This window comes from Enterobacter cloacae complex sp. SHL018 (genome assembly GCF_049237905.1).
Classification (GTDB): Bacteria; Pseudomonadota; Gammaproteobacteria; order Enterobacterales; family Enterobacteriaceae; genus Enterobacter; species Enterobacter hormaechei_C.
The window spans coordinates 38,297-52,030 of record NZ_JBMKJE010000002.1; the positions used below are offsets into that span (position 1 = coordinate 38,297).

At 55.6% G+C, this 13,734-nt stretch carries 11 protein-coding genes; 6 read left to right on the forward strand and 5 right to left on the reverse strand.

The annotated features are described in order from the left end of the window. Positions 1-740: 740 nt before the first annotated feature. The 6 genes from rbsK (at position 741) to ACOTY5_RS10050 (ending at position 7,603) form a co-directional block, all read left to right on the forward strand. Complete coding sequence (gene rbsK / locus ACOTY5_RS10025) at positions 741-1,979, forward strand: ribokinase (protein ID WP_062934061.1); 1,239 nt, start codon at positions 741-743, stop codon at positions 1,977-1,979. A 121-nt stretch (positions 1,980-2,100) separates the two neighbouring features. Next, a complete protein-coding gene (locus ACOTY5_RS10030) occupies positions 2,101-3,024 on the forward strand; it encodes an ABC transporter permease (protein WP_227789148.1) in 924 nt (307 codons plus the stop codon). After that, positions 3,024-3,923 (forward strand): carbohydrate ABC transporter permease, encoded by a 900-nt coding sequence (locus tag ACOTY5_RS10035; RefSeq protein WP_017692842.1) that lies wholly within the window; start codon positions 3,024-3,026, stop codon positions 3,921-3,923. The genes ACOTY5_RS10030 and ACOTY5_RS10035 overlap by 1 nt, the downstream gene beginning before the upstream one ends. Positions 3,924-3,937: 14 nt before the next feature. Further along, entirely contained in the window at positions 3,938-5,338 is a 1,401-nt protein-coding gene (locus tag ACOTY5_RS10040; RefSeq protein WP_045341444.1) for an extracellular solute-binding protein, read from the forward strand. Then, on the forward strand, positions 5,335-6,546 hold the full coding sequence (locus ACOTY5_RS10045; protein ID WP_047716675.1) for an ADP-ribosylglycohydrolase family protein: 1,212 nt from the start codon (positions 5,335-5,337) through the stop codon (positions 6,544-6,546). The genes ACOTY5_RS10040 and ACOTY5_RS10045 overlap by 4 nt, the downstream gene beginning before the upstream one ends. Before the next feature lies 1 nt (position 6,547). Continuing rightward, the gene (locus ACOTY5_RS10050) at positions 6,548-7,603 is read left to right on the forward strand and encodes an ABC transporter ATP-binding protein (protein ID WP_045141894.1); all 1,056 of its coding nucleotides are present in this window, start codon (positions 6,548-6,550) and stop codon (positions 7,601-7,603) included. Positions 7,604-7,667: 64 nt separating this feature from the next. On the opposite strand, the gene ACOTY5_RS10055 is transcribed toward ACOTY5_RS10050, so the two are convergent. The 5 genes from ACOTY5_RS10055 to ACOTY5_RS10075 form a co-directional block, all read right to left on the reverse strand. After that, positions 7,668-8,984: an amidase gene (locus ACOTY5_RS10055; RefSeq protein WP_045141893.1), complete on the reverse strand. Its 1,317-nt coding sequence runs from the start codon at positions 8,982-8,984 to the stop codon at positions 7,668-7,670. A gap of 53 nt (positions 8,985-9,037) precedes the next feature. Beyond that, complete coding sequence (gene hisD, locus ACOTY5_RS10060) at positions 9,038-10,333, reverse strand: histidinol dehydrogenase (protein WP_015571628.1); 1,296 nt, start codon at positions 10,331-10,333, stop codon at positions 9,038-9,040. Continuing rightward, a complete protein-coding gene (locus ACOTY5_RS10065; protein ID WP_015571629.1) occupies positions 10,334-11,476 on the reverse strand; it encodes an ester cyclase in 1,143 nt (380 codons plus the stop codon). A 105-nt stretch (positions 11,477-11,581) separates the two neighbouring features. Further along, positions 11,582-12,553 (reverse strand): nuclear transport factor 2 family protein, encoded by a 972-nt coding sequence (locus tag ACOTY5_RS10070; protein WP_045141892.1) that lies wholly within the window; start codon positions 12,551-12,553, stop codon positions 11,582-11,584. Continuing rightward, entirely contained in the window at positions 12,550-13,620 is a 1,071-nt protein-coding gene (locus tag ACOTY5_RS10075; protein WP_003862277.1) for a LacI family DNA-binding transcriptional regulator, read from the reverse strand. Before ACOTY5_RS10075 ends, ACOTY5_RS10070 begins: the two co-directional genes overlap by 4 nt. Positions 13,621-13,734: the final 114 nt, after the last annotated feature.

A 13,734-nucleotide genomic window follows, 5' to 3' on the forward strand; every position in this document is an offset into this window, starting at 1 on the left:
GGCAATCGCCGGTCTTTTTTTACCTGCAAAACGGCAAAAGTGAACAGTAAAGTGTTCACTGTTCACCAACCATTCACCGATTAACATACTGAATATTAAAAATAAAAATGTCTAGTGAACAGTGTGAACAGTTTTTCTAAAAAAAAGTTTTTTTCTTGATGTGATCTATCCAAAAACAGGTTCACTTAACCACAGGAAGCGCTGCAACAAATCGCCATTGGTATACGCTTAGGTATACAAATGAAAGTTGAATTGATTAAAGTAACATAATAACAGATAGTTACGTGAATTATTCAGACTCCGCCAGCCCACCAAAATTCTCCATCGGTGATTACCAGAGTCATCCGATGAAGTCCTGAAAGCCCGCACGGCGCAAGCCCTGCGGGCTTTTTTGTGTCTGTCGTTCTCCGAGCCATTCGACTTAGTCCGGCGATTATCGCTATACGTTCAGGTATTCCGGTTCATGCCGGATCAGCCACAGCCCCCAGACCTACACCAATGTTCTGCGTGCTAAAGCGCCCGAGAAAGATCTAACGTTGCGTCATGGCCCATGCCATCGTTGTAATCCCCGCACTGCAAATCAAAGCCCAACCCCCCTTCACGCAATCAACATAACCAATTGATATTAAATAGTTATCACCTCATATATTTCCGTTTCCTTTTGTTTTATCGAACGATCTGTGAACAACACCAAAACATTAACAACAAGGAAACAATAATATAACTACAGAGGTGACCTTATGCTCAATAAAGAACGGCATTATGCAATTTTGACCTGGCTTAACAGGTACGAACGGGCGACGGTGAATCAGCTTGCGAAAGTATTTAACGTCACCAGGGAAACGATTCGCAGCGACCTGAACTTATTAGCGCAGGAAGGCGGCATTGAGCGATGCCACGGTGGGGCAATTATCAAACGCCGTATTTTTCATACCCAATCAGTCAATAATTTAGATAGCAATATCATTCATTTTTTTGACTCCGCGCAGTCAAGAAAAACGATCAAATCCCGACATAAAGGGCGAAAGATGAAAGGTAAAGTCTGTATTCTGGGTTCATTCAACGTTGATATTATTGCTAATGTCGATCGTTTCCCGCAAAGCGGAGAATCTATTTTCTCCGAAAATACCATTATTGGACCCGGCGGCAAAGGCGCCAATCAGGCGCTGGCCGTAAGCAAATGCAATGTTAAAACCCATTTTGTCGGTAAGGTGGGTAACGATCAGTTTAGTCAGATGGCCTTTGAACATCTTTCATCTTCTGCTATCGACAGCTTCACGCTTTATCAGGATAAAGATCAGAAAACCGGCACCGCGCTTATTTATGTTTGTCAAAGTGATGGTGAAAATATGATTGCCATCAGCCCTGGGGCCAATCGGTCCATTACTGCCGATGAAGTTGAAGCGATTACCCCTGAAGTGAAAAACGCAGATATTTTTTTAACCCAGCTGGAAAATAATCTCCCCGCTACCTTTCGGGCCATTGAAATTGCCCGCCGTAACGGGATCAAGGTGGTTTTGAACCCTGCCCCCTGGTCATCTGATGTGGTTAGCTGCCTGAAGAATGTGGACTTTCTGACCCCAAACGAGACTGAGGCCTCATTGCTGTCCGGCATTCATATCGTGGACCTTACCAGCGCGAAGGAAGCCGCCAGGGCCATTAAAGCGAAAGGGGTAGGTCACGTCATCATCACCATGGGAGCGAAAGGCGCGCTTATTTATGACGGTGAGCAATTCATTCATATCCCGGCGCTGAAAGCCGTATGTGTGGATACCACCGGTGCAGGCGATGCCTTCAACGGCGCATTCGCCGCCGCGATGGCGAAAGGGGAATCCATTATTCAGGCAGCAAAATTTGCCTGTGCTTTCGCGTCTTTGGCCGTCGAAAAAGAAGGCGCATCAAATATGCCTGAATATAAAGATGTCCTGACCCGCCTCGCGCAATATAACGATAAAAACATTCTCACCGAGAAAATTTAACGCACGCATATTTCTGCAAACACAGATTATATTCACGACAACCATTTCAGTAATGGGAGTATGTCCGATGAAAGCCCTGACAGAATCTAAACCCGGCGGCGCGATACCGCAGGTAAATAACATGCCTCACCAGCAAACACTATCCCGCATGGCACGTTGCCGCCAGACGTTACGCCGGTGGTGGCCGTTCTACGTGATGGCCCTGCCTGGGGTTATCTATTTTTTTATCTGGCACTATTTACCCATTTGGGAAACCAAAATTGCGTTTGAGCAGTACCGTATTATCCCGCCGAATATCTGGGTCGGGATGCAGTATTTTACCACGCTGATGTCATCCCCTGTTTTCTGGCAGGTGATACAGAACACCGTGATTATCGGCGCAATGAAGCTGATTTTTATTTTTCCGGTTCCCATTATCGTGGCGCTCTTGCTCAATGAAGTGCGCTCATCCGGTTACCGTAAATTTGTCCAGTCGGTGATTTATCTGCCGCATTATCTTTCCTGGGTGGTGATCGCCAGTATCGCGATTGCCACGCTCTCGCCGGTTGATGGCGCGGTTAACGACATCATTAAATCGATGGGCTATGACCCGATCCCCTTTATGACCGACAGTGGCTCTATCCGCTGGGTGCTGGTGTTTACTGAAATGTGGCGCAGCGCGGGCTGGGATTCATTACTTTACATCGCGGCGATCCTCGCCATCGATCCACAGCTGTATGAAGCCGCGGAAATGGATGGTGCCGGGCGCTGGCGCAAAATCTGGCACATCACCCTGCCCGCTATCACCCCGACCATCGCCACGCTGTTTATCCTCAACGTCGGGCTGTTCCTGAGCCAGGGTTTTGATCAGGTCTTCAACATGACCAACGACGTGGTGAACGGTCAGATAGACATCATCGACACCTACGTCTACCGCATGGGCCTGCGCACCGGGGAGTTCTCGCTGGCGACCGCCGCAGGGTTATTCAAAGGCGTGATCGGCATGATCCTTATCGTGCTGGCACATAACGTTTCAAAACGCCTGACGGGTAAAGGAGTCTGGTAATGCGCATCTCATCACGAAGCACCCCTTTTGAGCGCATCGAATACGTGCTCATTCTCTCGGTACTGATGCTGCTGGTTGTCGTGACGCTACAACCGATCCTCAACCTGGTGGCGATATCCTTCTCCAGCCCGGCAAACGTGCCCGGCATGAGCGGCCTGGAAATTATTCCGCAGGGCTTTTCGCTGGACGTCTGGAAGCTGCTGCTGACCAACGAAGCCGTGCTGCGCGGGTTTGGCAATGCAATGCTGATTACCGTGGTGGGCACCATCATCAACGTAGTTTTCACCGTGCTGCTGGCCTGGGCGCTGGCGCAAAAACGCCTGCCGGGACGCCGCTGGCTGTTTATGTTTGTCCTGTTCACCATCGTCTTTGAGCCGGGCATCATCCCCGATTTTCTGGTGATGAAAAAGCTGGGGCTACTGAACAGCTACTGGTCCGTCATCCTGTATCGCGCCGTCTTCGCCTGGTACCTGATTATTCTGGTTCGCCTGTTCGAAGAGATCCCGGAGGAGCTGCTGGAAGCCGCCGAACTCGATGGCGCGAACCCGTTCCAGACGCTGTGGTACGTCATTATGCCGGTCGCCAAATCGTCCATTGCCATGATCACGTTATTTTACATGGTGCTGCACTGGAACGAGTTTTTCCGCGCCATGGTGTACCTCAACGACCCGGACAAATGGCCGTTGCAGGTGGTGCTGCGTCAGTTTGTCGTCGAGGGCGATAAGCTGGCAATGGTAGGCGTCGAAAGCATGTCGAACTACACCGATGCCAGCCAGATCAGCATCAAGGCGCTGAAAGCCGGGATGATCACCTTAACCATCGCCCCGCTGATTGCCATCTACCCGATTATTTTGCGCTTCTTCACCAAAGGGACCATGTCCGGCGCGGTGAAGGGTTAACAGGAGCGATGACGATGAAATTATTCACAGCAATCGCCTGCGGCCTGCTGTTATGCCAGGCCGCCTGGGCCGAGCCGGTCACTATCCGGATTGTGGAAAAAGATCTGCTGACCACCAACCGCGAAGATGTCGCGCATATTCAGCGAATCGAGCAGGCGCTGGCACGCCAGGGACACGATATCCACATTGAGATCGTCAACCTGTCGTCTTCCGGCTACTCCGACGTGCTGAACGTGATGCTGCTCTCCGGCACCATCCCTGATCTGATCTATTTCAACGGCAGCGACCAGAAGATGGTCGAACAGGGCATTCTTGAAGACTGGCGTCCGTGGATTGCGCAAACCCGCTATCTGAAAGAGGCGCTGTGGCCGCACAACCGGCTTCGCCTGCAAAACCATCCGACCCTGCTGTATGTCTTTCCCCTGCGCGCGCGCCAGCCGGTGATCCGTGAGGACTGGTTACAGAAGAGCGGATTCAGCGCATCACCCAAAACGCTGGCGGAGTACGTCACGCTGTTCAATGCGATCCACGCCGGTGACTACAACGGCGACGGTAAGACGGATAGCTGGGGGATCACCTCCGAGAAAGACCTGCGCGATCTCGACGGTTTTATGAACCCGGCGTTTGGCATTCACGCCACCTGGCTCAAGGACGATCAGGGCAAGCTGATCAACGCCCAGATAAGCCCGCAGGAGCGGAGCAAGCTGGAGTTCTACCATTCGCTGTATCAGAAAGGATTGCTCTCCTCCCAGTACATCACCACCAACTGGGAGCTAAAAGAGGATGAGTTTTATACCGGCAAGGTTGGCGTGGTATCCGTCTCATCGCCGGGCAACGTCGGCGTGTACCAGGAAAAGATGCGCCAGATCCATCCTGACGCCACCCTCACCCTGCTCGACCCACCCGAAGGCCCGGCAGGTAAAGGGCTGGCGGCGACAGATGTTTCCATGGAAACGCGCGGCTTTGCCATGTCCTCGCTCTCGAAACATAAAAAGGAAGTGATGATCCTGCTCGATTTTCTGGCAAGCCCGGAAGGGCAAATGATGGAGCAGATGGGCTTCGAGAACACGCACTACGTTCGTAAGGGCAACACGATAAACGTGACGCCAAAAATTAATGCCTGGTATCCGCGGTTTATCCAGGCCGCCAACTGGAAGCCGCCGGTGGAGTGGCGGACGCCTGCGATGCTGCGCTATATCGACAATTCACAACGTTATTTTACGGCGGATAACGCCTTTATCTTCCCGGCGTCGTTTGCCGCCGCCATCGACTCAACCAGCAGTATTTATAACCAGTGGGCGTACCAGTTTGTCTCTGGCAAAGCGTCATTTGACAAGTGGGATCAGTATGTCAGCGCCTGGAAAGCCGCAGGTGGAAACGCCATGACCGAATATGCAGAGGAAAAATTAAAATGACCGTTACTCAAGCCGCTGATTTATCGTTCACGTCCCGCATTCTGGGCATGCTGTATGGCGTGGCGTTCGGTGATGCCTTAGGCGGACCGGTTGAGAAACTCTCCGCCCGGCAAATCGCGGAGAAATATGGCCGCGTCACCTCCATCCACCAGCGCTGGCACCGGATGAACGAGCCGTCCGCACGGCGCAACAACCGCGTACGCGGCAACGGTATCATCACCGACGATACGCTGATGACGCTCTGCCTGATGGAGGTTTACAGCGAGCTGGGCCGTCACGTTGATGCGTGGGATATGGGGGAGTCTTTTGTGCGGAAGATTGCCTGGGAACCGCGCTGGGTGCCGGAACTGGATCGGGAAGCGCTGGTTATTGAGCGCCTGTTTTATCCGGAAAAATGGATCTTCCATCGTCTGCAACTGGCCGCCTGCGATCCGCGCCAGGGCGGCGTGGGCAATATGGTGAACTGCGGCGCAGCCATGTATGCCGCCCCCATCGGAGCTATTAATGCCTGCAACCCTGAGGCAGCTTACCAGGAAGCCATTAATTTCACCCAGGGGCATCAGCAGAGCTATGGGCTGGAGGCCGCTGGGGTCTTCGCCGCCTGCGTTGCAGCGGCATTTATTCCTGGCATCACCATTGAGGCTATCACCAACATCGCATTGAAACTGGCTAAAGACGGCACCCGCCAGGCCATTGCGGCAACGCTTGAGGTCGCGCGTCGCTACCGTGGAACCGCATGGGATTATCAACAGGTCGTTGACGCCCTGCACGATGCGCTTTTGCCCTTCTCACCGATGGGTGATGACCTGATGCACGGCCCGGAAAAAGCGGGCGTCCCGACCATGGCCTACCAGCCCTCGCGTCTGATGTCGATTGAGGAACTGCCGATGGCGCTGGCCTTCTGCCTGCTGCGCGAAGGCGAGTTTCGCGGCGCGGTGGAAGACGCCATCAATTCAGGCCGTGATACCGACTCTATCGGGGTGATGAGCGGCGCGATTTTAGGCGCGCTGCACGGGGAAGCCATTGTCGAACCTGAGGTGCTGGCGGGTATTGATAGCGCCAACCGCCTGGATCTGCGTACGGCCGCGCTGCGCTTCAGCGAATCAGCACAAAGCATTATCCAGCAGGATCTCGCTGCGGCGGCGCTTTACCGCCAGCACGTCATGCCATTATTGCAGCCAGGCCACACCGCCGGGCGAGGAGAGTAACATGAGCCAAATCGTTTTAAATAATCTCGGCAAATCCTACGGCAACGTCAGCATCATTAAAGGGATCTCGCTGAGCATTCACGAAGGCGAATTTATTGTGCTGGTCGGCCCGTCCGGGTGTGGGAAATCCACCCTGCTGCGCATGATTGCGGGTCTGGAAGACATCACCTCCGGTGAACTGCTGATGCACGGCGAGGTGGTCAACACTCTGCCCGCCAAAAAACGCGATATCGCCATGGTGTTCCAGAGCTATGCGCTCTATCCACACATGAAGGTGCGGGACAACATGAGTTTTGCCCTGAAGCTTGCCAGCGTCTCAAAAGCGGAACGGATGGCGCGCGTGGAAGAGGCAGCGGAAATCCTCGGCCTGACGCATCTGCTCGATCGCCTCCCGCGGGATCTCTCCGGCGGCCAGCGTCAGCGCGTGGCGATGGGACGCGCGCTGGTGCGTGACCCGAAGGCCTTTTTGTTTGATGAACCGCTCTCCAACCTGGACGCCAAACTGCGCCATAAAATGCGCGGCGAAATTCGTAAGATCCACCAGCGGATGGGTCGCACCACCATCTACGTAACGCACGATCAGACGGAAGCGATGACCATGGCGGACAGGATTGTGGTGCTGAATGCCGGACATATTGAGCAGGTCGGCACCCCGGAAGAGCTGTACCGTAACCCGGATAACCTGTTTGTCGCGGGCTTTATCGGCACGCCGGAAATTAACACCCTTAAAGGCGTGATTCAGCACGGCGAGATTGTGCTCAACAACGGCTACCGCTTCCCCTGTCCCCTCCGCTCACATATTGAAGGGATGGAGATCATCTGCGCCGCCCGACCGCACTATATCCGGCTCGGCGAGTCAGGGATGCCAGCGGAAATCGTGCTGATAGAGATGACCGGGGAAGGACAGGAGATCCGGGTGCGTATCAACGATCAGGAGCTGATCGTGGTGTCCCATGAAAAGCTGGATATCAACGTGGGTCAGAAGGTCTTCCTCACCGTAGACACGGAAAAAATGTTCTTGTTTGATGCCCAGACCGGTAAGCGTTTGCGGTCATAACATGCTGGCTCAATCCATCCTGTGAACGCATTAAAGCCCGCATGGTGCAAGCCTTGCGGGCTTTTTATATCTTACATTTACTGTGCAATGCCCCCTCACACGCCAGCGCCAGCGTCATCAGCATTGTCTCATCCTCCTGCGCCGATAACATCTCCATCCCTACCGGCAGCCCGATACGGCTTACGCCACAGGGCAACGTAATGGCAGGCAGGCCGCTGATGGCGGCCAGTTCCGGCGCGCAGCCTGGCGGCATCTTCGCCATACTTTCTGGTAATCGTTGTACGGTGGGATACACAAATCCGTCGATGCGCTGCACCTCCGCCACCTGGCAAAGGTTCTGCCGCAACAGGCGCTGAAAGCGACGCCCCGCCAGCCAGAGCGGGGTTTTCAGCGTGTTACTCGCCAGCATCTGACGTAGAAACGGCGCAAACTCTGGCAGGAAAGCGCCGGAGTCCACAATGCTTGTCAGTCCGGAGGGAGCGCCAGGCTGTTTGCTAAGCCAGTCGTCAATCGCCACGCGAAATTCATACAGACTGAGGCAGGTGGCCTGCCTCACCTCTTCAAGAAAGGGGAGTGAAACCTCCACCAGCGTCGCTCCGGCACGGCGCAACGTGTGCAGCGCCGACTGCCAGACCTCCAGCTGTACCTCATCCTCTCCCTGTAACGCGGTCACCACGCCAAAGCGAACGCCTTTCAGCGAACGCACAGGAAGCGCAACCGGCGGCAGGCCATGGATCACCGCATGCAGCAAGGCGGCATCCTCAACGCTATGTACCATTGGCCCAACGGTATCTTTGCTGGGCGAGAGCGGCGCCACGCCGTCCAGCTGTGAACGGCGAAAGGCAGGCCGTAGCCCCACCAGCCCGGTATAGCTACAGGGAATGCGGATAGAGCCGCCGGTATCGGTACCCAATGCGCCATCCGCCATTCCAGCCGCCACCGCCGCGGCGCATCCTCCGCTGGAACCTCCGGCGGTGAGTGTCGGGCAAAGTGGATTCGCCACATCGCCCCCCAGCGAGCTTCGCGAGCGCACATCGAACGCGAACTCGGACATATTGGCCCTGGCAAGAATAATCGCCCCCGCTCTGCGCAATCGCTGCACGACCCGTGCATCCGCTGTCGCGTTAAGTGAGGCCAGCGCACGGCAGCCAAGGGTGATCGGCATCGGCGCGCAGGCAATATTATCTTTGACGATCAGCGGCACGCCGTGCAGGGGGCCGATCGGCTCTCCACGCCGACGCTGCTGCTGATGCTGTTCCGCCTGAGACATGGCGTCAGGGTTAACCCCGAGGATCGCGTTGAGCGCCCGGTGCTGCTGTATGACGTCGAGACGGCGGGCAATTTCCTCCGGACAGTCGTCTGGCGGTATCAGGCGCTTCATAGTCTCAGGCTCCCCGTGCTGAAAACCGGGCAGAAGGCTGCCCGGGATACGTTTTAGTCCCGCATGCCGGTAGTAATGGCATCAATGTCCTGCGGACGCAGACGAATTTCCGCCGCCCGTCGGTGCCCCTGCATCCCCTCGGTACGGCTCTGGCGGATCGCCGGTTCTGCGATTGCCGGGATACCCTGCTCGTCAATCCACTGATGGGTACAGATTTTGACGTATGCCCCTACCCACAGACCGCCGGTATAGCGTGCCGCCGCCATCGTCGGTAACGTATGGTTGGTGCCGCAGCATTTATCGGAGAACACCACGCTGGCGTTCTGACCAATAAACAGCGAGCCATAGTTGCGGATCTTCGCTGCCGTCGCGTGCGGATCGCGGGTATGCACCTGCAAATGCTCCGTCGCCATATGGTCAGCAAACGCAATTAGCTGCGCTTCATCTTCGCAGAGCACAATCTCACCCTGCCGACGCCACGCCTCGCCCGCCGTGGCAGCCGTTGGCAGGCTGGCAAGCTGACGCTCAACCTCCGCCAGGGTACGCTCAGCGATATCCCGGCTGGTTGTCGCCAGCCCGACGCGGGTATGAATATCGTGCTCTGCCTGCGCCAGCATATCGGCGGCCAGAATGCGCGGGTCGGCGCTGTCGTCGGCGATAGTAAAAATCTCGCTCGGCCCGGCGAGGGCATCAATGCCGACTCGACCAAACACCTGGCGTTTCGCTTCGTTAACGAAGGCGTTGCCTGGCCCAACGATTTTGTCCACCGACGGAATACTCTCCGTTCCCCAGGCCATAGCCGCAATGGCCTGCGCGCCGCCAACTTTGAAAATGCGGTGCGCGCCCGCCAGATGGCAAACTGCAATCATCGCCGGATGGGCGCCCGGGGGCAGACAGGCGATAATCTGTTCACAGCCCGCCACCGTCGCAGGAACAATCGACATCACGGGTGCGGAGAGAATCGGATACCGTCCGCCCGGCACGTAGCAGCCCACCGTCTGCACCGGGATGATCCGGTGACCGAGATGCACGCCAGGCAGCGTCTCTACCTCCAGCGGCAGCATGGTCGCCAGCTGCGCCTGCGCAAAACGACGCACCTGATTAATGGCAAACTCACTGTCGCGGCGCGTCTGGGCATCCATCCCCTCCAGTGCTTCGGCAATCTCCTGCTCGCTCACCTCAAACTGCGCCGGCACGACATGATCAAACTGCTGCGAAAAGGCTCTTAGCGCCGTATCGCCCTCGGTTTTCACGCGCTCGATAATGGCGCTGACCTTCTCCGTCAGGGAACGATCGGCCTGCGCATCCTGCCCCTGCGGACGCTTAATCCAGCTCACCTGATTTAACATTTACGCGTCCTCCATTTGGCCGAGTTTGATCTGCGCCAGCAGCGCCAGATGGTCATAAACCACCCACTCATCAACAATTTTTCCGTTGACGATGTGGTAGTGCGACATGCCCATCACGAACAGTCGTTCTCCGGTCGGCTTGCCGAGTTCGCCGTAACCCAGGTGATGTCCTTCGATAATCCAGCGTACGGCCACTTTGACGCCGCCTTCATCGCACGGGTTGGAACAAATATGCTGCGGCAGCCACGCGCCGTCAGGGATCATCCCCACCAGCGCCAGCGTCTGATGGGTTACCGCCGCGGTGCCGTACAGCTCTTTCATCAGCGGACCGTGCCACTGTACGTTAGGCGCATACACTTCTTTGATCTTGCCAAACATCCGGCGGTTGTAGATCTCATGCAGCCAGCGCAGGCACTGCTCCTCCGTATCGGTGTGCGCAATGGAAACATCGCACTCCATCTCCGGCGGATATTGCCCCAGCATGCGGCCGTTTTCGCCGATGTCCATCACGCGGAAGCCTTTATCGAACTGCTCCTTTGCCATATTAAATGCGATTTGATCGGTATTCAGGCCAAGCTGTTTCATCAGTGACATATTGTCGCTGACCACCCACTCCCGATAAATTTTATTCTCGTGGATCATGCAATCCGCCACGGTACGCGTCACAAACGTACGGTTCGTCGGCTTACCTAAATGGCTGTGCTGGGTATGCCGCCCGCTTCCCGTCACCAGGTGAGAGGTATAAAAACCGTCAACATCATTTCCGTTCCAGATAACCTGGGTTGCCATTCCGCGCCGTTCCGGGAAGGCAATTAAGCGTTGCAGCGTATCCTGTACCACCTGTTCGCGGTTATAGAGAGTCCCCAGCGCGTTATACAGCACGCAGTTATGGGTATAGTGAGAATAAATTAAGCCAACATCGCGCTCGTCCCATATTTTATGGGTGCAGCGAACGATATAATCGACAATATCGGTATAGCAGTCATCAAAGCCGCGTAATGATTGCACGCGCGGTCTTTTTTCCGGTACCAGATCGACAAAATCACGACGCTCCACCTGTAATACAGGTTCCTCTTTCAGCGATTTCACGCTGCTTTTTTCGGGTACGGCTGGTGCTTTATTTGTTGCTTCGGTGGAAGACATATAAACTCCTGCTCTGTTTTCAGACAATAAGAACCCGCACCCGTAAGTGAGGGTGAATTAAACACGGTTATTTTTTGCAGCCGGAATAAGGGGGCTGCCGCCCCATTAATTAAATATTTGCGACCAAATCGCTAATTCATCGATCCCCAGATATTCACGGAAAATTAAACCATCACGTAATTCAAGCTGGCTGATACCGGTAATTGATATGGGTTTACGGGTCGGCGCACCAAATATGCCGTAACCGTCATGCCAGGTTAACAACGACCAGCGCAATGAAAGTCGAATCGGCTCATTAGGATCTTTACGCACAATCAGGTGATGAAGCTGCGTTTCGCTGTCGGCAAATGAAGCGCGATAACCGGAAAGCTGTGCGCCAATTTCCTGTTCGCCGGTGCAGAGGCAGTGCCCCGGCGCGTACAGCGTCGCCGCCGGGTGATAGAGACCGGGCACCACGCCGCTGTTACCGCCCGCCCACATCGTTAAGTAGCGCTCAACGACCCCGGCCAGCGCCCCTTCCACGTCGTCGCCCTCAGGCCCACCCGCCCAGCGGGCGTCCAGCGTCTCAGCAGACACAGATTCCAGCCCAAGCTGCTGGCGCATGGTCGCCAGGTTAAAAGCAAAGTCGCGGACATCCAGCCCCAGTTGCGCCACAATCGCGGCACGATCCTGAAGCAGCCACTCCTGGCGTACGGCACCATCAACACAGATGCGATCGGCCCAGGTGCGGACCCAGACATTTTTCCCGGTCGGCGGGCCAAAAAATCCCTCCCCCTGGTGCTGAATGCGGGCTACGGTACGCTGCGCCGCATAGTACTCGTCCCCCGGGTTCTGGCTGCACAGAATATCCTCCGTCAGCACCGCTCGCTGCGGGAAGCTGTGCATCGCCTCAAGCGTCAGGCGCATAAACTGGGAAAGCTCATGCAGCTGTTTTTCAGGGGTAGTGAAAACCACCGGCGTGGCGTAAAAATCCGCCAGCTGGCCGATATCTTTCTGCTCCCACACCACGTGCGTCAGCGTCAAAATGAACTGCTGGATAGAGTCGAATTGAGGGCTGAAGCCCCGCAATCTGGTCATGTGCGCTCCTTAGACTGGAATAGCGTTAAACCATTGGTTTCGATAACGCCGCTGCGTGGGCGACGCGCCGAGTGGCGTATCACCAGCGTACCAGGCACCGTAATCTGTTCAGGCTCTATGGTTCCGCTGTCAATTTGCTTCATTAACAGTTCCACCGTGGCATCCACCATCGCGCCGACCGGCTGCGACGCCGAGGTCAACGCATAAGAGGGCCAGCCGGAAGGGCCGATGTCGTCATAGCCGACAACGGAGACCTCCTCCGGAATGCGCAAACCAAACTCATAGCGCGCCACATCCATTACCGTGACGGCCATATGATCGTTGGCGACAAAGACCGCATCCGGCGCTGGCGACGTCGAAAACAGGGTATAGGCTGCCCGGGTGGTTTGCTGAGCGTCGTAATTCCCGTGCACCACCCGGACATCGGTGATGCCATGTTCTTCCAGCGTGGAAATGAACCCGCGCTGGCGGGCGATATTGACCGGGGAATCGGCCACGCCGCCCACGTAGGCAAAACGCTTGTGCTCCCCCGCCAGCAGAAACTCGGCAATCTGCCGCGCGGCCGCTTCGTTATTACTGTTGACGCTGGAGGCCATGCCACTCTCTTCGCTGCGGTTAAACAGCACTACCGGGATCCCGGCGGCAAGGCACTCCTCGGATAACTCCAGCGACAGCGTCACCGAGGCCAGCACAATGCCATCCACCCGGTACTGCATAATCTGGTCAAAAATACGGTCTACGTTACCTTCCCGATCGCCAACGAACAGCAGCAGGTGATAGTTCAGCGTATCCAGCTTTTGCGCCAGCGCCTCCAGCACCTGCGAGTAAAAGGGGTTATCAAAGTAAGAAATGACGACACCGATAATGCGCGAACGAGCCGTGTTGAGCGAACGGGCGATCGCATTCGGGCGATAGCCCAGCTCGCGCGCTGCCTTCAGCACTTTTTCACGCGTTGCCGGTGAAATGCTGGCCCCCGGCGTGAACGTTCGCGACACCGCAGATTGCGATACCCCCGCCAGCTGAGCGACCTGTTGGGATGTGACTGCTGCAAAAGTCTTACGTTTCATTACCCCTGATTCCTTATCAACGTCCTGCCCATTTGCACGTGCTTCAAACACCTCAGCAAGTGGGTGTTTTTTATACTTACACCACCTTTGCATGCGTATGCAACACAAAAAATT

Bases quoted from the DNA above. Each gene is read 5' to 3' on its own strand.
- ACOTY5_RS10035 (WP_017692842.1), top strand. From the start codon at position 3,024: ATGCGCATCTCATCACGAAGCACCCCTTTTGAGCGCATCGAATACGTG.
- ACOTY5_RS10045 (WP_047716675.1), top strand. From the start codon at position 5,335: ATGACCGTTACTCAAGCCGCTGATTTATCGTTCACGTCCCGCATTCTG.
- ACOTY5_RS10050 (WP_045141894.1), top strand. From the start codon at position 6,548: ATGAGCCAAATCGTTTTAAATAATCTCGGCAAATCCTACGGCAACGTC.
- ACOTY5_RS10075 (WP_003862277.1), bottom strand. From the start codon at position 13,620: ATGAAACGTAAGACTTTTGCAGCAGTCACATCCCAACAGGTCGCTCAG.
- ACOTY5_RS10055 (WP_045141893.1), bottom strand. From the start codon at position 8,984: ATGAAGCGCCTGATACCGCCAGACGACTGTCCGGAGGAAATTGCCCGC.
- ACOTY5_RS10030 (WP_227789148.1), top strand. From the start codon at position 2,101: ATGCCTCACCAGCAAACACTATCCCGCATGGCACGTTGCCGCCAGACG.
- ACOTY5_RS10065 (WP_015571629.1), bottom strand. From the start codon at position 11,476: ATGTCTTCCACCGAAGCAACAAATAAAGCACCAGCCGTACCCGAAAAA.
- ACOTY5_RS10040 (WP_045341444.1), top strand. From the start codon at position 3,938: ATGAAATTATTCACAGCAATCGCCTGCGGCCTGCTGTTATGCCAGGCC.
- rbsK (WP_062934061.1), top strand. From the start codon at position 741: ATGCTCAATAAAGAACGGCATTATGCAATTTTGACCTGGCTTAACAGG.
- ACOTY5_RS10070 (WP_045141892.1), bottom strand. From the start codon at position 12,553: ATGACCAGATTGCGGGGCTTCAGCCCTCAATTCGACTCTATCCAGCAG.
- hisD (WP_015571628.1), bottom strand. From the start codon at position 10,333: ATGTTAAATCAGGTGAGCTGGATTAAGCGTCCGCAGGGGCAGGATGCG.